The 18153-nt window shown below is 72.5% G+C and carries 18 protein-coding genes; 11 read left to right on the top strand and 7 right to left on the bottom strand.

Features of this window, described 5'->3' with window-relative positions; genetic code table 11:
* Positions 1 to 59: 59 nt before the first annotated feature.
* From cobM to cobC, 6 genes are read left to right on the top strand one after another with little or no spacing between them, the layout of a single operon-like run.
* Positions 60 to 878, top strand: coding sequence for a precorrin-4 C(11)-methyltransferase (gene cobM, locus ACFXAE_RS33565; protein WP_384722620.1), 819 nt, complete (start codon positions 60 to 62; stop codon positions 876 to 878).
* Entirely contained in the window at positions 875 to 2110 is a 1236-nt protein-coding gene (cbiE, locus tag ACFXAE_RS33570) for a precorrin-6y C5,15-methyltransferase (decarboxylating) subunit CbiE (RefSeq protein ID WP_384722623.1), read from the top strand. The genes cobM and cbiE overlap by 4 nt, the downstream gene beginning before the upstream one ends.
* The gene (cobJ, locus tag ACFXAE_RS33575) at positions 2107 to 3789 is read left to right on the top strand and encodes a precorrin-3B C(17)-methyltransferase (RefSeq protein WP_384722626.1); all 1683 of its coding nucleotides are present in this window, start codon (positions 2107 to 2109) and stop codon (positions 3787 to 3789) included. Before cbiE ends, cobJ begins: the two co-directional genes overlap by 4 nt.
* Complete coding sequence (locus ACFXAE_RS33580; RefSeq protein ID WP_384722629.1) at positions 3786 to 4373, top strand: precorrin-8X methylmutase; 588 nt, start codon at positions 3786 to 3788, stop codon at positions 4371 to 4373. The genes cobJ and ACFXAE_RS33580 overlap by 4 nt, the downstream gene beginning before the upstream one ends.
* Entirely contained in the window at positions 4370 to 5275 is a 906-nt protein-coding gene (locus ACFXAE_RS33585) for a sirohydrochlorin chelatase (protein WP_384722632.1), read from the top strand. The genes ACFXAE_RS33580 and ACFXAE_RS33585 overlap by 4 nt, the downstream gene beginning before the upstream one ends.
* The gene (gene cobC, locus ACFXAE_RS33590) at positions 5265 to 6332 is read left to right on the top strand and encodes an Rv2231c family pyridoxal phosphate-dependent protein CobC (RefSeq protein ID WP_384722635.1); all 1068 of its coding nucleotides are present in this window, start codon (positions 5265 to 5267) and stop codon (positions 6330 to 6332) included. The genes ACFXAE_RS33585 and cobC overlap by 11 nt, the downstream gene beginning before the upstream one ends.
* Before the next feature lie 190 nt (positions 6333 to 6522).
* Here cobC and ACFXAE_RS33595 read toward each other — a convergent pair whose 3' ends face one another.
* From ACFXAE_RS33595 to ACFXAE_RS33610, 4 genes are all read right to left on the bottom strand, one after another.
* Complete coding sequence (locus ACFXAE_RS33595; protein ID WP_384722637.1) at positions 6523 to 7614, bottom strand: amidohydrolase family protein; 1092 nt, start codon at positions 7612 to 7614, stop codon at positions 6523 to 6525.
* 196 nt (positions 7615 to 7810) lie between these two features.
* On the bottom strand, positions 7811 to 8608 hold the full coding sequence (locus ACFXAE_RS33600; protein WP_384722640.1) for an amino acid ABC transporter ATP-binding protein: 798 nt from the start codon (positions 8606 to 8608) through the stop codon (positions 7811 to 7813).
* The gene (locus tag ACFXAE_RS33605) at positions 8605 to 9441 is read right to left on the bottom strand and encodes an amino acid ABC transporter permease (protein WP_384722643.1); all 837 of its coding nucleotides are present in this window, start codon (positions 9439 to 9441) and stop codon (positions 8605 to 8607) included. The genes ACFXAE_RS33600 and ACFXAE_RS33605 overlap by 4 nt, the downstream gene beginning before the upstream one ends.
* Before the next feature lie 4 nt (positions 9442 to 9445).
* Positions 9446 to 10297 (bottom strand): ABC transporter substrate-binding protein, encoded by an 852-nt coding sequence (locus ACFXAE_RS33610; RefSeq protein WP_384722646.1) that lies wholly within the window; start codon positions 10295 to 10297, stop codon positions 9446 to 9448.
* A gap of 186 nt (positions 10298 to 10483) precedes the next feature.
* Between ACFXAE_RS33610 and ACFXAE_RS33615 the strand changes: the two genes are divergently transcribed.
* From ACFXAE_RS33615 to thpD, 5 genes are all read left to right on the top strand, one after another.
* Positions 10484 to 11584 carry a pyridoxal-phosphate-dependent aminotransferase family protein gene (locus ACFXAE_RS33615; protein WP_384722649.1) on the top strand — a complete coding sequence of 367 codons (1101 nt, stop codon included), beginning with the start codon at positions 10484 to 10486 and terminating at the stop codon, positions 11582 to 11584.
* A 498-nt stretch (positions 11585 to 12082) separates the two neighbouring features.
* Positions 12083 to 12589 (top strand): diaminobutyrate acetyltransferase, encoded by a 507-nt coding sequence (gene ectA / locus ACFXAE_RS33620; protein ID WP_384722652.1) that lies wholly within the window; start codon positions 12083 to 12085, stop codon positions 12587 to 12589.
* Between the two features lie 77 nt (positions 12590 to 12666).
* Positions 12667 to 13938: a diaminobutyrate--2-oxoglutarate transaminase gene (ectB, locus tag ACFXAE_RS33625; protein WP_384722654.1), complete on the top strand. Its 1272-nt coding sequence runs from the start codon at positions 12667 to 12669 to the stop codon at positions 13936 to 13938.
* A 35-nt stretch (positions 13939 to 13973) separates the two neighbouring features.
* A complete protein-coding gene (locus tag ACFXAE_RS33630) occupies positions 13974 to 14372 on the top strand; it encodes an ectoine synthase (protein ID WP_217144727.1) in 399 nt (132 codons plus the stop codon).
* 6 nt (positions 14373 to 14378) lie between these two features.
* Positions 14379 to 15278, top strand: coding sequence for an ectoine hydroxylase (gene thpD, locus ACFXAE_RS33635; protein ID WP_384722657.1), 900 nt, complete (start codon positions 14379 to 14381; stop codon positions 15276 to 15278).
* A 153-nt stretch (positions 15279 to 15431) separates the two neighbouring features.
* Here the strand turns inward: thpD and ACFXAE_RS33640 are convergent, their stop codons facing one another.
* The 3 genes from ACFXAE_RS33640 to ACFXAE_RS33650 all read right to left on the bottom strand — a co-directional run bounded on the left by ACFXAE_RS33640 (position 15432) and on the right by ACFXAE_RS33650 (position 17982).
* Positions 15432 to 16484, bottom strand: coding sequence for an aminotransferase class V-fold PLP-dependent enzyme (locus tag ACFXAE_RS33640; RefSeq protein WP_384722660.1), 1053 nt, complete (start codon positions 16482 to 16484; stop codon positions 15432 to 15434).
* Positions 16485 to 16580: 96 nt separating this feature from the next.
* A complete protein-coding gene (locus ACFXAE_RS33645; RefSeq protein WP_384722663.1) occupies positions 16581 to 17291 on the bottom strand; it encodes a DsbA family oxidoreductase in 711 nt (236 codons plus the stop codon).
* An 82-nt stretch (positions 17292 to 17373) separates the two neighbouring features.
* The gene (locus tag ACFXAE_RS33650) at positions 17374 to 17982 is read right to left on the bottom strand and encodes a DUF1349 domain-containing protein (RefSeq protein WP_384722666.1); all 609 of its coding nucleotides are present in this window, start codon (positions 17980 to 17982) and stop codon (positions 17374 to 17376) included.
* Positions 17983 to 18153 lie beyond the last annotated feature (171 nt).

Genomic DNA, 18153 nt, shown 5'->3' on the forward strand with positions numbered 1-18153 from the left:
GCGTGACAGCCGCTCACCGCCCACCGACTTTGACCATTCTCCGGAGAGGACCGATTTCCATGGCCGACGCCCCCACCGGCAAGGTGACCTTCGTCGGGGCCGGCCCCGGCGCCGCCGATCTGCTGACGTTCCGTGCCGCGCGCGCCATCGCCGAGGCCGATGTCGTGATCTGGGCCGCCAGCCTGGTGCAGGAGGAGGTCCTCCGGCACGCGCGTGAGGGCGCCGAGATCCTCGACTCGGCGACGATGTCCCTGGAGGACGTCGTGGCCGTCTACGAGCGGGCCCGCGCGGAAGGGCTGAAGGTCGCGAGGATCCACTCCGGCGATCCCGCGCTGTGGGGCGGCACCCAGGAGCAGGTCGACCGGTGTGCGGAGCTCGGTGTCGCGACCGAGATCGTGCCGGGTGTGTCGTCGTTCTCCGCCGTCGCGGCGCTCGCGCAGCGGGAGCTGACCATTCCCGAGGTGGCGCAGTCGGTCGTGCTGACCCGGCTCGGCGGCGGCAAGACGCCGATGCCGCCGGGTGAGGAGGTCCGCGAGTTCGCGCGGCACGGCACCACCATGGCGATCTTCCTGTCGGCCGCGCGCAGCGGGCAGCTGGTGCGGGAGCTGCTGGAGGGCGGCTATCCGACGTCCACGCCGGTCGTCGTCGCGTACCAGGCGACCTGGCCGGAGGAGCTGGTCGTGAGGTGCACGATCGGCACGCTGGAGGAGACGGTCAAGGAGCACAAGCTCTGGAAGCACACGCTGTTCCTGGTCGGTCCGGCCCTCGAGGCGCACGGCACCCGCTCGCACCTGTACCACCCCGGTCACTTCCACGGCTTCCGCAAGGCCGATCCCGAGGCGCGCCGGGCGTTGCGTTCGCGGGGTGCGAGCACGTGATCACCGTCGTCGGGATGGGGGCCGGGGCGACGGTCGACGCGTCGGTGACGGCGGGGGCGGAACTGGTGGTCGGCGGGCGGCGGCATCTGGACGCTCTGCGGCTGCCGGAGGGGGCCGGGCGGATCGTGCTCGGGCCGCTGGCGCCCGCGCTCGACACGGTGGAGAAGTACGTCGCCGAGGAGCGGCCGGTCGTGGTGCTGGCGTCCGGGGACCCCGGGTTCTTCGGGATCGTGCGGGCGCTGGCCGAGCGGTTCGGGCCGGAGCGGCTCGACGTGCGGCCCGGTGTCTCCTCCGTGGCCGCCGCGTTCGCGCGGGTCGGACTGCCGTGGGACGACGCCGTGGTGGTCAGCGCGCACGGGCGGGATCCGCGTACGGCGGTGCATCTGTGCCGGGCGCGTCCGAAGGTCGCCGTGCTGACCGGGCCGGGGGCGGGTCCGGCCGAGCTGGGGGCCGCGCTGCGGGACACCGCGCGGGTGCTGGTCGTCGCCTCCGCGCTCGGTTCCGCCGAGGAGCGGGTGGAGCGGGTGACGCCCGCCGAGGCCGCCGTGCGGGACTGGGGTGCGGCGGTGAGTGTGGTGCTGTGCCTGGACGAGGCGCGGGCGCTGGGGCCCGTACGGACCGTCGCGGGCGGCATCGAACAGCCTGCCGGCTGGGCGCTGGACGAAGCCGGGTTCGACCACCGCGACTCCATGATCACCAAGTTCGAGGTGCGGGCCCTGGCCCTGGCCCGGCTCGGGCCGCGCCCCGGTGAGCTGGTGTGGGACGTCGGCGCGGGGTCGGGGTCCGTGGCCGTGGAGTGCGCGCGGCTGGGGGCCGCCGTCACCGCCGTCGAGAAGGCGCCGGACGGGGTGGAGCGCGTCCGCGCCAACGCCGCCGCGCACGGGGTCGACGTGCGCGTGGTGCACGGGGCGGCGCCGGAGGTGCTGGCCGGCCTCGACGACGACCCCGACGCCGTGTTCGTGGGCGGCGGGGGACGCGAACTGCCGGCGGTCGTCACGGCGTGCGCGCGACGGGCGCGGCGGACGGTCGTCGTCGCCATGGCCGCGCTGGACCGGGTTCCGGCGGCCCGTGAGGCGCTGACGAACGCCGGTTTCTCCTGCGACGGCGTGCTGTTGCAGTCGTCGCGGCTGGCGCCGCTGCCCGGGGACGTGACCCGGCTGGCGGCGACCAATCCCGTTTTCCTGCTGTGGGGCGTCCGGCTCCCGGCACACAAAGAAGGAGTCGACGAGTGATCGGCCTCATCTCCGCCACGGCCGCCGGAGCGGCCGCGCGGGACCGGCTGGCCGCCGCGTGGCCGGACCGCACGCGCGTGTACGAGGGTCCCGTGCCGGACGCCGTACGGGCCGCGTTCGCCGAGTGCGAGCAGCTCGTGTGCTTCCTCGCCACGGGGGCCGTGGTGCGGTTGGTGGCACCGCTGCTGCACGACAAGGCGAGCGACCCGGGTGTGGTCTGTGTCGACGAGGGCGGACGGTTCGCGGTGTCGCTGGTCGGCGGGCACGGCGGCGGGGCGAACGAGCTGGCCCGCGCGGTCGGCGAGGTGCTGGGCGCCGAGCCGGTGGTGACGACGGCGACCGACGCGGCCGGGCTGCCGGGTCTGGACACCCTCGGTCTGCCGGTGGAGGGCGACGTCGCCGCCGTGTCGCGGGCCCTGCTGGACGGTGAGGCGGTGGCGTTGCGCACCGAGGTGGCCTGGCCGCTGCCGCCGCTCCCGGTCGCGGACGAGGGGGCGTACACGATCCGGGTCACGGACCGGCTGGTCGAGCCGGGCGGGCGGGAGGCGGTGCTCCGGCCGCCCACGCTCGTCGTCGGCGTCGGCGCCTCGAAGGGTGCCCCCGTGGACGAGGTGCTCGGCCTGGTCGAGGGGGCCCTGCGCGAGGCCGGGCTGTCGGCGGCGTCGCTCGCCGGGCTGGCCACCGTGGACGCCAAGGCCGACGAGCCCGGCATCGTGGCGGCGGCCCGGCGGCTCGGGGTGCCCCTGGTGACGTACACCGCCGAGGAGTTGGCGCGCGTCGAGGTGCCCAACCCGTCGGACGCACCGCTGGCCGCCGTCGGCACCCCGTCGGTCGCGGAGGCCGCCGCGCTGGTGGGCGGAGGTGAACTGCTCGTGCCGAAGCGGAAGTCGGCGGCGCGGCCCGCGATGGCGACCTGTGCCGTCGTACGGCGGCCGGGGCGCGGGCGGCTCGCGGTGGTGGGGCTGGGGCCGGGTGCCCGGGACCTGCTCACCCCGCGGGCGAAGGACGAACTGCGGCGCGCCTCCGTGCTGGTGGGGCTCGACCAGTACGTCGACCAGATCCGCGATCTGCTGCGGCCGGGCACGCGCGTGCTGGAGTCCGGGCTCGGGGCGGAGGAGGAGCGGGCCCGCACGGCCGTCGCCGAGGCCCGGCGCGGGCAGGCGGTCGCGCTGATCGGCAGCGGGGACGCCGGGGTGTACGCCATGGCGTCCCCGGCGCTCGCGGAGGCGTCCGACGACATCGACGTGGTCGGGGTGCCGGGTGTGACGGCGGCGCTGGCGGCCGGGGCGGTCCTGGGGGCGCCGCTGGGCCACGACCACGTGTCGATCAGCCTGTCCGACCTGCACACACCGTGGGAGGTCATCGAGCGGCGGGTGCGGGCGGCGGCCGAGGCGGACCTCGTGGTGACGTTCTACAACCCGCGCAGCCGGGGCCGTGACTGGCAGTTGCCGAAGGCCCTCGCGATCCTCGCCGGGCACCGGGAGCCGGCGACGCCGGTCGGGGTGGTGCGCAACGCGTCCCGCGCGGACGAGTCGAGCCGGCTGACCACGCTGGCCGCGCTGGACCCGGCGACGGTCGACATGATGACGGTCGTGACCGTGGGCAACACGGCGACCCGTGAGATCGCGGGGCGCATGGTCACCCCGCGTGGCTACCGCTGGCAGGAGGAGGCGCGGTGAACCGCGTGGTGCACCCCATCGAGCAGGAGTCCTTCCGGCGGCTGCGCGCCCGCCTCGACACCTCGCACTTCCCGCCGCTGACCCGGGCGGTGGTGGAGCGGGTCGTCCACTCCGCGGCCGACCTGGAGTACGCGTCCGACCTCGTCATGGACGAGGGGGAGCTGGCGAAGGCCCATGCCGCGCTGCACGCCGGGGCGCCGGTCGTGGCGGACGTGGAGATGGTCGCGGCCGGGATCACCCGCCGCAAGACCGTGTGCCGGCTGAAGGACGCGAAGTCCGGGCCCGGCCTGACGCGTTCGGCGCACGCCGTGCGGCTGGCGTACGAGGAGGTCGGGCCCGGCGCCCTGTGGGTGATCGGCTGCGCGCCGACCGCCCTGGAGGAGCTGCTGACCCTGGACGCCTCCCCCGCGCTCGTCATCGGGCTGCCCGTCGGTTTCGTCGGGGCGGCCGAGTCCAAGGCCGCGTTGCGGGAGAGCGGGCTGCCCGCCGTGAGCAACGTGTCCGAGAAGGGCGGGTCGGCGGTGGCCGCCGCCGCGCTCAACGCCCTGCTGTACCACCCGATTCCCCCTGAGGAGAACCTGTGACCACCCCGCCGCCCGCCCTGCTCATCGCCGGCCACGGCACCCGGGACGACGCCGGAGCGGAGGCGTTCCGTGACTTCGTACGGGAACTGGGGCGCCGCCACCCCGGACTGCCCGTCGCCGGCGGGTTCATCGAGCTGTCCCCGCCGCCGCTGGGCGAGGCCGTCGCCGAGCTGGTGGAGCGCGGGGCGCGGCGGTTCGCGGCCGTGCCGCTGATGCTGGTGTCCGCCGGGCACGCCAAGGGGGACATCCCGGCCGCGCTGGCCCGCGAGAAGGAACGGCACCCCGGGATCTCGTACACCTACGGCCGTCCGCTGGGCCCGCACCCCGCGCTGCTGAGCGTGCTGGAGCGGCGGCTTGCCGAGGCGATGGACCCGTCCTGGGACCCGTCCGAGGTGACCGTGCTCCTGGTGGGACGCGGGTCGACGGACCCGGACGCCAACGCCGAGGTGTTCAAGGCGGCGCGGCTGCTGTGGGAGGGGCGCGGGTACGCGGGCGTGGAGACGGCGTTCGTGTCGCTGGCGGCGCCGGACGTGCCGGGCGGCCTGGAGAGGTGCGCGCGGCTGGGGGCCCGCAGGGTCGTCGTCCTGCCGTACTTCCTGTTCACCGGGATCCTGCCGGACCGGGTGCGGCGGCAGACCGAGGAGTGGGCGGCGGCGCACCCGGAGACGGAGGTGCGGTCGGCGGACGTCATCGGTCCGGAGCCGGAGCTGCTGGATCTGGTGTGGGAGCGGTACGAGGAGGCCGTGAAGGGCGATCTGCGGATGAACTGCGACTCGTGCGTGTACCGGATCGCGCTGCCCGGCTTCGAGGACAAGGTGGGGCTGGCTCAGCAGCCGCACTTCCACCCGGACGACGACGGCCACCACCACGGGCACGGACACGCGCACTCCCATGCGCACTGAGCCGGCGGCCGGCGGGCACGATCTGCGGCACCACGGGGACGCCGAGGTCCGTGACGACGGCTCCGCGCTGGTCGACCTCGCGGTGAACGTCCGCGCGGGCACGCCTCCGGGGTGGCTGCGGGAGCACATCGCCGGGTCGCTGGCCGGGCTCGCCGCCTACCCGGACGGGCGGGCCGCGCGTGCGGCGGTGGCGGCACGGCACGGGCTGCCGGTGGAGCGGGTGCTGCTGACGGCGGGCGCGGCGGAGGCGTTCGTGCTGCTGGCGCGGGCGCTGGAGGTGCGCCGGCCGGTGGTGGTGCATCCGCAGTTCACGGAGCCGGAGGCGGCGCTGCGGGACGCCGGGCACACGGTGGACCGGGTGCTGCTGCGGGAGGCGGACGGTTTCCGGCTGGACCCGGCGGCGGTGCCCGAGGACGCGGACCTGGTGGTGATCGGCAACCCGACGAACCCGACGTCGGTGCTCCACCCGGCCGCCGCCGTCACCCGGCTGGCCCGCCCCGGTCGGACGCTGGTGGTGGACGAGGCGTTCATGGACGCGGTGCCGGGCGAGCGCGAGGCGCTGGCCGGGCGCGGGGACGTCCCCGGTCTCGTCGTCCTGCGCAGCCTCACCAAGACGTGGGGCCTCGCGGGGCTGCGGATCGGTTACGTCCTGGCGGCCCCGGAGACCGTCGCGGACCTGGAGCGCGCGCAGCCGCTGTGGCCGGTGTCCACACCGGCGCTGGCGGCGGCGGAGGCGTGCGTGGGGCCCCGGGCGCTCGCGGAGGCGGCCGGCGCGGCCCGCCTGGTCGCGGCGGACCGCGCGCATCTGGTGGCGGGGCTGCGGGAGTTCGCCGCCCACGGTCTGCGGGTCGCGGAACCCGCCGAGGGTCCCTTCGTCCTGGTCCGGCTGCCGCACGCGGCGACGGTACGCCGACGGCTGCGCGCCCTCGGCTACGCGGTGCGCCGTGGGGACACGTTCCCGGGGCTGGACGAGGAGTGGCTGCGGCTGGCGGTGCGGGACCGGGGGACGGTGGACGGATTCCTGGACGCGCTGGGGCAGGCCCTGGGAGCAGTCTGATTCGCCCCCGCCGCCCCTTCCCGTGCCCGTCCCCCGGGGGCGCTGCCCCCGGACCCCCGGCTGAGAATCAGCCCCTCCGGCGCTTGAGGAGCAGGGTCTGGGGCGGAGCCCCGGGTTCGGGACGGGAAGGGGCGGCGGGGGCGATCGATCGTGCACCCGTCATGGAAACGGTTCCGGGGCACGGCGCCCCCTATCCGACCACGCGCCCGTTCAGCACCACCCGGCGCGGATCCGTCAGCACCCGTACGTCCGCGCGCGGGTCGGAGTCATAGACCACCAGGTCCGCCGGGGCGCCCTCCTCCAGGCCTGGGCGGCCGAGCCACTTCCGGGCCGCCCAGGTCCCGGCCGCCAGCGCCTCGACCGGCGGAATGCCCGCCTTGGCCAGCTCCGCGACCTCGTCGGCCGCCAGGCCGTGCGGGAGGGTGCCGCCGGCGTCCGTGCCGACGAACACGGGGACGCCGGCGTCGTAGGCGGAGCGCACGGTGTCGTAGCGGCGTTCGTGGAGCCGCCGCATATGGGCCGACCAGCGGGGGAACCGGGACTCGCCGCCGTCGGCGAGTGCGGGGAAGGTGGCGATGTTGACGAGGGTGGGGACGATCGCGACGCCCCGTTCGGCGAAGAGGGGGATGGTGTCGTCGGTGAGGCCCGTGGCGTGCTCGACGCAGTCGATGCCGGCCTCGACCAGGTCCCGCAGGGAGTCCTCGGCGAAGCAGTGCGCGGTGACGCGGGCACCCAGCCGGTGCGCCTCGGCGATCGCCGCCTCGACGGCGCCGCGCGGCCAGCAGGCGGACAGGTCGCCCAGGTCGCGGTCGATCCAGTCGCCCACCAGCTTCACCCAGCCGTCGCCGCGCCGGGCCTCCTGGGCGACGTACGCGACGAGGTCGTCGGGCTCGACCTCCCAGGCGTAGCCCCGGATGTAGCGGCGGGTGCGGGCGATGTGCCGGCCGGCCCGGATGATCTTCGGGAGGTCGTCGCGGCCGTCGATCCAGCGGGTGTCGGAGGGCGAGCCCGCGTCGCGCAGCAGCAGGGCGCCGGCGTCGCGGTCGGTGAGCGCCTGCTTCTCGGCGACGTCCTCGGGGACCGCGCCGTGCCGGTCGAGGCCCACGTGGCAGTGGGCGTCGACCAGGCCGGGCAGCGCCCAGCCGGCGACGGCGCGGATGTCGCGGGCGCCGGCGGGACGGTCGTAGGAGATCCGGCCGCCGACGACCCACAGTTCGTCGCGGACCTCGTCCGGGCCGACGAGGATCCGCCCCTTCACGTGCAGCACCGCGCGTTCGCTCATACCGGCACCCTAGGTCCTGTCGTCAAATTCCCGTCGTCCGCCCGCAGGGCGGGCCCGGCGGCGTCTGGTGCGTGCGATCGCAAGGCGCCGGAGCGCCCACGAGGGGGAGTCACGAGGGCGCTCCGGCAACGCGGCGAGCGTGCGTGCCAGACGCCGCCGGGCAGGCGGGAATTTGACGACAGGGCCTAGTGAGCCACTACCCGGGCCCGCCCACCTGGTCCGAGGTCTCCTCCTCCACGTCCGCCATGGCGGGGTCGAGGAGGCGGGAGAGGAAGTGGCGGGTGCGTTCGTGCCGCGGGTGGCCGATGACCTGCTCGGGGTCGCCGTCCTCGACGATCACTCCGCCGTCCATGAAGACGACCCGGTCGGCGACCTCGCGGGCGAAGGTCATCTCGTGGGTGACGACCATCATCGTCATGCCCTCGTCCGCGAGCATCCGCATGACGGCCAGGACGTCGCCGACCAGCTCGGGGTCGAGCGCCGAGGTCGGCTCGTCGAACAGCATCACCTCGGGGCCCATGGCCAGCGCGCGGGCGATGGCGACGCGCTGCTGCTGGCCGCCGGAGAGGGAGGACGGGTAGGCGTCGGCCTTCTCGGCCAGCCCCACCCGCCGGAGGTTCTCGGCGGCCACCTTCGCCGCCTGCGCCTTGTCCCGCCCCAGCACCCTGCGCTGCGGCAGCGTCAGGTTCTCGGTCACCGTGAGGTGCGGGAAGAGGTTGAACTGCTGGAAGACCATGCCGATACGGCGGCGTACGGCGTCGATGTCGACGTCCGGGTCGGTCAGTTCCGTACCGCCGACGAAGACCCGGCCCTTGGTGGGCTCCTCCAGGAGGTTCACGCACCGCAGCAGGGTCGACTTGCCCGACCCGGACGGGCCGATCACGCAGACGACCTCGCCCTGGCCGATCTCCAGGTCGATGCCGCGCAGGACTTCGTTGTCGCCGAAGGACTTGTGCAGGCCGCTGACGCGGATCTCCGGTCGGCTCGGGGTCATTTCACGGCCTCCTGGGCCTTGGCCTCCATACGGCGCACGACGAAGCCGAGCGGAATGGTGATCAGCAGGTAGCACAGGCCGGCCACCAGGATGGGGGTGGAGTTGGCGGTCTGGCTGGCCAGGTCGCGGCCGTACTTGGACAGTTCGCGCTCTTCCAGGGTGACGCCGAGGAACAGCACCAGCGAGGAGTCCTTGAAGAGCAGGACGAGTTCGTTGGTGAGCGGCGGCAGGATGATCCGGAAGGCCTGCGGGATGATGATGGAGACCATGGCCCGGGCGGGCGAGAAGCCCAGCGAACGGGCCGCCTCCATCTGTCCCTTGGGTACGGCCTGGATGCCGGCCCGGATGGTCTCCGCCATGTACGCGGCGGCCACCAGGCCGAGGGCGAGGGCGACCTTGCCGTAGGTGCCGCCGATGATCTCCGTGCCGGGGAAGGCGAGCGGCACGGCGACGCCGATGAAGATGAAGATCAGCAGGGCGGGCAGGCCGCGGAAGATCTCGATGTAGATGCCGGCCAGCCAGCGGTACGGGCCGACGGACGACAGCCGCATCAGCGCGATCAGCATGCCGAGGGCGAGCCCGACGGCGAAGCCGGTGACCGTGTAGAGCACGGTGTTCTTCAGCGCCAGCGTGATGACGTCCGGGAACATCCGCTCGGCGATGTCGGCCTGCGCGAACTGGTTCTGCAGCCTGTCCCAGTCGGCCGAGACCGCGAAGGCGATCACGGCCGCGACGAAGACGGCATACTGGATGCCGCGCGACAGGCTGCGCTTCTGGCGCCTGGTCAGGCCCTTCTTCTTCGGCTGGAGTTGTTGTTTCTCCGTGTCGGCCATGGGTTCAGGACGCGGCCGGCGAGGCGGCGGACTCGTCGTACGGACCGATCCACTTCTCGTACAGCTTCTTGTACGTGCCGTCGGCCTTGGCGTCCGCAAACGCCTTGTTGACGGCCTCGCGCAGCTTGGTGTTGCCCTTCTTCACCGTGACGCCGTACTGCTCGCCGGTGTCGATCTGCTCGGCGACCTCGAAGGCGTCGGCGTTGGCCTTGTCCTTCAGCCAGCCCTGGACCACGGGGTAGTCGATGACGACGGCCTTGACCTGGCCGGTGCGCAGGCCGTTGAGGACGGCGTCGGAGGACTCGAAGGAGACCGGGTCGAAGCCCTGCCCCTTGACGTGGTCCTCGCCGGTGGTCTGCGCCTGCGCGCCCAGCTTGACGTTCTTCGCCTTCACGTCGGCGAGGGAGGTGACGCCGCTCTTCTTGTCGACGAGGACGGCCTGGGTGGCGTTGAAGTACGGGTCGGAGAAGTCGACGTTCTTCTTCCGCTCCTCGGTGATGGTCATACCCGCCGCGGCCAGGTCGCACTCACCGGAGTTGAGGAAGGCGCCGGTCTTGAAGTTCTCGAAGGGCGTGTCGAGGATCTCCTGCTTCACGCCCAGGTCCTCGGCGACCAGGTCGATCAGCGCGACGTCGAAGCCCTGCACCTTGCCGTCGATCTCCGACTGGAAGGGCGGGTACGGGAGGTGGGTGCAGGTGGTGAGCTGCCCCGCCTTGACGAGCTCGACCCCGCCGGCGGCGGTCTTCGCACCGCTGCCTCCGTCGTCGCTGGAGGTGCAGGCGGACAGGAGGACCAGCCCGGCCGTCGCGGTGGTGGCGGCCAGAACACGGGTCCGGCGGCCGAGGAGCGTCTTCACGGGAGCCTCCTGTCAGGGAACTGTGAGTTCCGATTATAAGGAGAGGTTTGAGGGACTCAAACCAAACCGATGACCGCGGGGCCGTCCGGCCTGAGAACCCTGCGGTCGGGCCGCACCTCGGGCGAAGGTTTACCCTCGACTCCGTCGTACGTACCCGTGCAGCCGTGAAGTGAAGAGAGCACCGTCGTGACCCACCTCCTCCTCGATCTGCCCCCGCTGAGCGCCGCGCACTTCGCGTCGGTCGAGGACCGGGTGGCACGGCTGCTGGGCACCGGGCAGGACGTCGTGATCATGCAGGGTGAGGCGCTGCTGCCGCTGGAGGGCGCGATCCGCGCGACGGCCGGTCCCGGCACGACCGCGCTGAACGTCGTCACCGGTCCCTACGGGCAGACCTTCGGCGACTGGCTGCGGGACTGCGGTGCCACCGTGATCGATCTGGCGGTGCCGTTCCACACGGCGGTGACGGCCGGGCAGATCCGGGCCGCGTTCGCCGAGCACCCGGAGATCGACTTCGTGTCCCTGGTGCACGCGGAGGCGGCGACCGGGAACACCAACCCGGTCGCGGAGATCGGCGAGGTGGTACGGGCGCACGGGGCGCTGTTCTACCTGGACGCGGTGGCGTCGATCGGGGCGGAGCCGGTGCTGCCGGACACGTGGGGCGTGGACCTGTGCGTGATCGGGGCGCAGAAGGCGATGGGCGGTCCGGCCGGGGTCTCGGCGGTGTCGGTGAGCGAGCGGGCGTGGGCGCGGATGGCGGCGAACCCGCGGGCGCCGCGCCGCTCGTACCTGTCGTTGCTGGACTGGAAGGAGCGCTGGATCGACGGCGGCCGCAAGACGCTGCTGCACGCTCCGGCGCAGCTGGAGATGCTGGCGCTCGAGGCGTGCGTGGAACGGATCGAGGCGGCGGGGCTGGATGCGGTGATGGCCCGGCACGCGTCGGCCGCGGCGGCCACCCGCGCGGGTGCGGTCGCGCTGGGCGGAGGGCTGGAGCCGTACGTCCGTGACGCGGCAAAGGCGGCGCCCGTCGCCACGACCCTGCGGGCCCCGTCCGGCACGGTGGCCGCGGACCTGGTCGCCCGCGCCCTGGCCGCGGACCCCGCCCTTCCGCTGGCCGCGGGCGGGGGCGCGCTCGCCAAGGAGATGATCCGCGTCAACCACTACGGACCCGAAGCGACGCCGGGGGCGGTACGGGCGTGTCTGACGGCTCTGGGTGCCGCCCTGGCGGACGCGGGCCTGACGGTGGACCTGCAGGGGGCTCTGCGTGCGGCCGAGAGGGCCTGGCGTTGATCCCGGGCTGAGGTCCTCGGGTTTTCGCCCCCTCCGCCCCTTCCCGCCCCACCCCTGGGGACTCCGCCCCTTCGACCCTGCCCGAGGGCCCTGCCCCCGGGCCCCGTTCGGCCTGGACGGCCTCGCGCCCGATCGCCGGACGGGCCGACGGCGGCCGTCAATTCCAGGATTACCGGAATCTTTCGCACGCATTATCCTGCGACATTCTTTCTCTTATTTTTCGATTATCCAGCCAAGCAGTTTCCCGTCTTCTTCTGCCCGCTTTCCCCGGACCTAAACGCCACGATTCAGAGAGCATTCCGAGGGGAGTCACGGGAGTTACGCAGTTGTGACCGATTCAACAGCGGGCCCGTTTTGCGAGGTATGCACCGTCAGAAACGGGGCATACCGCCGGGTTCTCGCGCGGACCCACCCGTGCCCGCGATAACACAGATCAAGTCCGCGCGTAACCCCGACAGACGATGCAATTTTGAATTTAGCTGGGTAAGTTCAATTCGCATGACTGCCGCACAAGCAGACCTGCAAATCGACCGCCCCACCGTGGCGGACGGAGCCGTGCTGTGGCGGATAGCCAGGGACTCGAAGGTCCTCGACCTGAACTCGTCGTACAGCTATCTGCTGTGGTGCCGTGACTTCGCCGCCACCTCGGCCGTGGCTCGCGACGAGCGCGGAGAGCCGATCGGCTTCGTCAGCGGATACCTGCGGCCGGACAGCCCGCGCACCCTGCTCGTCTGGCAGGTCGCGGTCGACGCGTCGTACCGCGGCCGCGGCCTCGCCGCCGCCCTGCTCGACGGCCTGGCCGCCCGGACCGCCGAGGAGCACGGCGTGGACACCGTGGAGACCACCATCACACCGGGCAACACCGCGTCCGAGCGCCTGTTCACCGCGTTCGCGGAGCGTCACGGCGCCCTGCTGGAGCGCGAGGTGCTGTTCGACGCCGGCCAGTTCCCCGACGGACCGCACGACCCCGAAGTGCTGTACCGCATCGGGCCGCTCACGCGCTGACCGCGCGGCCCGGCCCCTGACTTTCCGACTTCTTCCGACTCCCTCTGACCTCCCACGCCACCGAGGAGCGATTCGTCGTGACCATCACCCAGCCCGACCTCAGCGTCTTCGAGACCCTCGAGTCCGAGGTGCGCAGCTACTGCCGCGGCTGGCCCACCGTCTTCGACCGTGCGCACGGCAGCCGCATGTACGACGAGGACGGCCACGAGTACCTCGACTTCTTCGCCGGAGCCGGCTCACTCAACTACGGGCACAACAACCCCGTGCTGAAACGGGCCCTGATCGACTACCTGGAGCGCGACGGCGTCACCCACGGCCTCGACATGTCGACGACGGCCAAACGCGCGTTCCTTGAGACCTTCCAGAACTACGTCCTTCGCCCGCGCGACCTGCCGTACAAGGTCATGTTCCCGGGCCCGACGGGCACCAACGCCGTGGAGTCCGCGCTGAAGCTGGCGCGGAAGGTGAAGGGGCGCGAGGCCATCGTGTCGTTCACCAACGCCTTCCACGGCATGTCGCTGGGCTCGCTCGCCGTGACCGGCAACGCCTTCAAGCGGGCCGGCGCCGGCATCCCGCTGGTGCACGGCACGCCGATGCCGTTCGACAACTACTTCGACGGCAAGGTCGAGGACTTCCTGTGGTTCGAGCGGCTCCTGGAGGACCAGGGCTCCGGCCTCAACAAGCCCGCCGCCGTGATCGTCGAGACCGTGCAGGGCGAGGGCGGCATCAACGTCGCCCGGCCCGAGTGGCTGCGCGCCCTGGCCGAGTTGTGTGAACGCCAGGACATGCTGCTGATCGTCGACGACATCCAGATGGGCTGCGGCCGTACCGGCGCCTTCTTCTCCTTCGAGGAGGCCGGCATCACGCCCGACATCGTCACCGTGTCCAAGTCGATCAGCGGCTACGGACTGCCCATGGCGCTCACCCTGTTCAAGCCCGAACTGGACGTCTGGGAGCCGGGCGAGCACAACGGCACCTTCCGCGGCAACAACCCAGCCTTCGTCACGGCGACCGCCGCCCTGGAGGCGTACTGGGCCGACGGCTCCGCGATGGAGAAGCAGACCCGTGCGCGCGGCGAGCAGGTCGAGCAGGCGCTGATCGCCATCGCCGAGGAGAACCTCGCCGACGTCAAGGAGTACCGCGGCCGCGGCCTGGTGTGGGGCATGGAGTTCCACGACAAGGAGCGCGCGGGCCGCATCGCGGGGCGCGCCTTCGAACTCGGGCTGCTCATCGAGACGTCCGGCCCCGAGAGCGAGGTCGTCAAGCTGCTGCCGTCCCTGACCATCACCCCGGACGAACTGGACGAGGGCCTCACCGTCCTCGCCCGCGCCGTCCGGGAAACCGCCTGAAAGACACATCCGAGCCGAGGAGGCATCGCACCACCGTGATCGTCCGTTCGTTCAAGGAGATCGAAGGCACCGACCGGCACGTGAAATCGGCGTCCGGCACCTGGGAGAGCAAGCGCATCGTCCTCGCCAAGGAGAAGGTCGGCTTCTCCGTGCACGAGACGATCCTGTACGCGGGTACGGAGACGTCGATGTGGTACGCGAACCACATCGAGGCCGTCGTCTGCACCAAGGGCGACGCCGAACTGACCGACCGCGAGACCGGGAAGACGTACCACATCACGCCCGGCACCATGTACCTCCTGGACGGCCACGAGCGGCACACGCTCAAGGTCAAGGAGGACTTCCACTGCATCTGTGTCTTCAACCCGCCCGTGACCGGACGGGAGGACCACGACGAGAACGGCGTCTACCCGCTGCTCACCGAGGAGGTGTGAGTCACCGTGACCACCACGACCACGAACGTCACCGACCTCTACCCCACCCGCGGCGCCACCGAGGTGGCGACCCCCCGGCAGGACCCGGTCGTCTGGGGCTCCCCGGACACGCCCGGTCCCGTCTCCACCGCTGACCTGCAGGCTCTGGACCGTGACGGCTTCCTCGCCGTCGACCAGCTCATCGGACCGGACGAGGTGGGCGAGTACCGGCGCGAGCTGGAGCGGCTCACCACCGACCCGGCGATCCGCGCGGACGAACGCTCCATCGTGGAGCCGCAGTCCAAGGAGATTCGGTCCGTCTTCGAGGTGCACAGGATCAGCGAGGTCTTCGCGAAGCTGGTGCGCGACGAGCGGGTCGTCGGACGGGCCCGGCAGATCCTCGGCTCGGACGTCTACGTCCACCAGTCGCGGATCAACGTCAAGCCCGGCTTCGGCGCCAGCGGCTTCTACTGGCACTCCGACTTCGAGACCTGGCACGCCGAGGACGGCCTGCCGAACATGCGCACCATCTCGGTCTCGATCGCGCTCACCGAGAACTACGACACCAACGGCGGTCTCATGATCATGCCGGGGTCGCACAAGACGTTCCTCGGGTGCGCGGGGGCCACGCCGAAGGACAACTACAAGAAGTCCCTGCAGATGCAGGACGCGGGTACGCCGTCCGACGAGGCGCTGACGAAGATGGCGTCGGAGTACGGCATCAAGCTGTTCACCGGCAAGGCCGGCTCGGCGACCTGGTTCGACTGCAACGCCATGCACGGCTCCGGGGACAACATCACGCCGTTCCCGCGCAGCAACGTGTTCATCGTGTTCAACAGCGTGGAGAACGCGGCGGTCGAGCCGTTCGCGGCACCGATCCGGCGACCCGAGTTCATCGGGGCGCGGGACTTCACCCCGGTACGGTGAACCGGACCCGGCCGGGGGTCCGGGGGTCGCCCCCCGGATGTCACGGCACCGGGGCGCGGGACTTCACCCCAGTACGGTAGACGCGTCACAGGACTGCGGGCCGGGCCTCCTCGTGTGGGACAGGGAGGCACCGGCCCGCTGCCGTGGGCCCGGTCAGCCGGACAGCGCGTCCAGCAGCCGGTCCACGTCGGCGGCCGTGTTGTAGAGGTGGAAGGACGCCCGCAGGTTGCCCGCCCGGTTGGACACCTCGATGCCCGACCGGGCCAGTTCAGGCTGCAGACGGCCCAGTCCGGGCACGGACACGATCACCGAGCCGGGTGCGGGGACGGGCTCGTGGCCCAGCGTGGCGAGCCCCGCGCGGAAGCGGTCGGCGAGGGCCAGGTCGTGGGCGCGGATGGTGTCCACGCCGAGTTCCTCGAGCAGTTCGAGGGAGGCACGCAGTCCCGCGTAGGTGAACAGGGCGGGACTGGAGTCGAACCGCCGTGCGGAGCGGGCGAGTTCGGCGACCGGTCCGTAGCAACTGTCCCAGGGGTTCTCCGCCGCGACCCAGCTCGCCTGCACCGACGGCAGATCGCCGAGGTCCTCGGGCACCACCAGGAAAGCCGCCCCGTGCGGGCCGAGCAGCCACTTGTGGACGATGGCGACGGAGTAGTCGAACGCGTCGGCCTCCACCGGCAGCCAGCCGGCCGCCTGGGAGAAGTCGACGTAGGTGCGCGCCCCGTACGCCCGGGCCGCCTCGCGCAGCGCGGGCAGGTCGGCGATCCGGCCGTCGGCCGACTGGGCGGCGCTGACCGCGGCCAGCGCGGTGCCCGGCCGGACGGAGTCGGCGAGCCGCTCCAGCGGCACGGCCCGCACCTTGAGGTCGCCACGGGTGTGGAAGGGGTTGAGGACGGAGGCGAAGTCGTCCTCCACGGTGAGGACTTCGGCGCCGGGCGGCAGCGAGGCGGCGATCAGCGCGGTGTGCAGAGCGGCCGTGGCCCCGGCCGCGACCCGCTCGACGGGAACGCCGACGACCCGGGCGTACGCGGCACGGCACGCCTCGACATCGGTGAACAGCGGATCCAGCGCACGGCCCTCCGCGCGCAGCAGCGCGGCGTCCTGGAGCGCGGTCACGGTACGGGCGGGCAGGAGAGCGTTGCTCGCGGTGTTCAGGTAGGTGTTCTTCGGGGCGAACTCGGCACGGACGAGGTTCTCGAAGGTCTCCATGGGACCACTCTGCGGTCCCGGGACCTCCCCGTCCATTGCCGAATTCTGCGCGATACCGCAAAGGAAGACTTATGCGTACGCGCTGACCTGCACGTCCTAGTTCCGGGGCACCGCGCATCCGTCCGGGCCACAGGCCTCCGCGTCCCCGTCGACCGGCTTCAGCGGCGGGCGCTCGCCCCAGGCCTGGGTCAGCGCCCGGGTGAACACCTCGACGGGCTGGGCGCCGGAGACGCCGTACGTGCGGTCCAGCACGAAGAACGGCACACCGTTCGCGCCGAGCTGCGCGGCCTCCCGCTCGTCGGCGCGCACCTCGTCGGCGTACGCCTGCGGGTCGGCGAGGACCTCACGCACCGCGCCGGCGTCGAGACCGGCGGCGCCGGCGAGCTCGACGAGCCGTTCGCCGTCGTCGAAGACGGACCGCTCCTCGGCGAAGTTCGCCCTGTACAGCAGGTCGAGCAGCTCCACCTGGCGGCCCTGCTCGCGGGCGAAGTGCAGCAGGCGGTGCATGTCGAAGGTGCTGCCGTGGTCGCGGCCCCGGGTGCGGTAGGGCAGACCCTCGGCGGCGGCCTGGGTGCCCAGGTTGTCCTCGCCGGCCTCGGCCTGTGCCTCGCTCATGCCGTACTTCTTGGTGAGCATCGAGATCACCGGCTGGATGTCGTCCTTGGCGCGGCCCGGGTCCAGCTCGAAGGAACGGTGCACGACCTCGACCTGCTCACGGTGCGGGAAGGCGGCCAGCGCCTTCTCGAAGCGGGCCTTCCCCACATAGCACCAGGGGCAGGTGATATCGGACCAGATTTCGACGCGCATCGTGATCGGCACTCCAGGTCGTGCGGGTACGGAGACTCCCTCCGGCGGCTACGTGAACATTCAACGAGTCGCCTCCATTCCCTCAGCTGCCGTCCCGCAGATCATGCGGCCAGTGGGGCCGGTACTCGATGTGGTCGTACGTCACCACACAGCCCTCTCCCGTCGGCGACTGGGTCATGAAGCCGATCAGGGCGGCCCTGGTCTCCTTCTCGTCGCCGAGGGTGAAGAGACGGACGAAGGTCCAGCGCTCGCCGTCATGGGAGGCGTGGAAGGCGAAGGCACGCCCGGTGCGGCTCACCCGGAGCCAGACGGAACTGCCGTCGACGGTGAAGGAGTTGACGTCGTCGGAGTGGCCCCGGGTGACCACCGTGCAGACGGTGGGCACGTCCGGCGAGTACTCCAGACAGAGCTTGGCCCACGCCCGCTCACCCACGTGGACGTAGAGGACACCGGCGTCGAAGGAGGCGGCGAAGCCGACCGTGACGCGGGCGATCAGCTGGAAGTCGCCCTCGGGCGCGCCCAGCAGACGCGGCGCGTCGGAGGCGGGGTCCAGGGCCTCATCGGTCGGCGGCACGAAACGGTCCTGCCGGGGTCCGGCCCATCCGGTGAGGACGCCGTCCTCGTGGGACCAGTGGCCGTCGGGGCCGTAGGTGCGCAGAGGGAAGGGCAGTTCGGGGATCTTCAGGTCCATGGCGGGATTCTTCCAGGCGGGGCCCCGCGCCGGGGGTCCGGGTGGCGGTCCCGGCCGGGAGTCCGGGTGGCGGTCCCGGCCGGGGGGGGGCCGGGGGGGGCGGTGGCGGCGCGGGGGGGGGGGGGGGGGGGGGGGGCGCGGGGGGGCGGGGGGGCGGGGGGGGGGTACCGG

Origin of the sequence: Streptomyces sp. NPDC059454, from assembly GCF_042749965.1 — a bacterium.
Classification (GTDB): domain Bacteria; phylum Actinomycetota; class Actinomycetes; order Streptomycetales; family Streptomycetaceae; genus Streptomyces.

Coding starts and splice junctions, on each gene's coding strand:
- cobM (WP_384722620.1), top strand. CDS start 60: ATGGCCGACGCCCCCACCGGCAAGGTGACCTTCGTCGGGGCCGGCCCC.
- cobC (WP_384722635.1), top strand. CDS start 5,265: ATGCGCACTGAGCCGGCGGCCGGCGGGCACGATCTGCGGCACCACGGG.
- ACFXAE_RS33595 (WP_384722637.1), bottom strand. CDS start 7,614: ATGAGCGAACGCGCGGTGCTGCACGTGAAGGGGCGGATCCTCGTCGGC.
- ACFXAE_RS33600 (WP_384722640.1), bottom strand. CDS start 8,608: ATGACCCCGAGCCGACCGGAGATCCGCGTCAGCGGCCTGCACAAGTCC.
- ACFXAE_RS33605 (WP_384722643.1), bottom strand. CDS start 9,441: ATGGCCGACACGGAGAAACAACAACTCCAGCCGAAGAAGAAGGGCCTG.
- ectA (WP_384722652.1), top strand. CDS start 12,083: ATGACTGCCGCACAAGCAGACCTGCAAATCGACCGCCCCACCGTGGCG.
- ACFXAE_RS33640 (WP_384722660.1), bottom strand. CDS start 16,484: ATGGAGACCTTCGAGAACCTCGTCCGTGCCGAGTTCGCCCCGAAGAAC.
- ACFXAE_RS33645 (WP_384722663.1), bottom strand. CDS start 17,291: ATGCGCGTCGAAATCTGGTCCGATATCACCTGCCCCTGGTGCTATGTG.
- ACFXAE_RS33650 (WP_384722666.1), bottom strand. CDS start 17,982: ATGGACCTGAAGATCCCCGAACTGCCCTTCCCTCTGCGCACCTACGGC.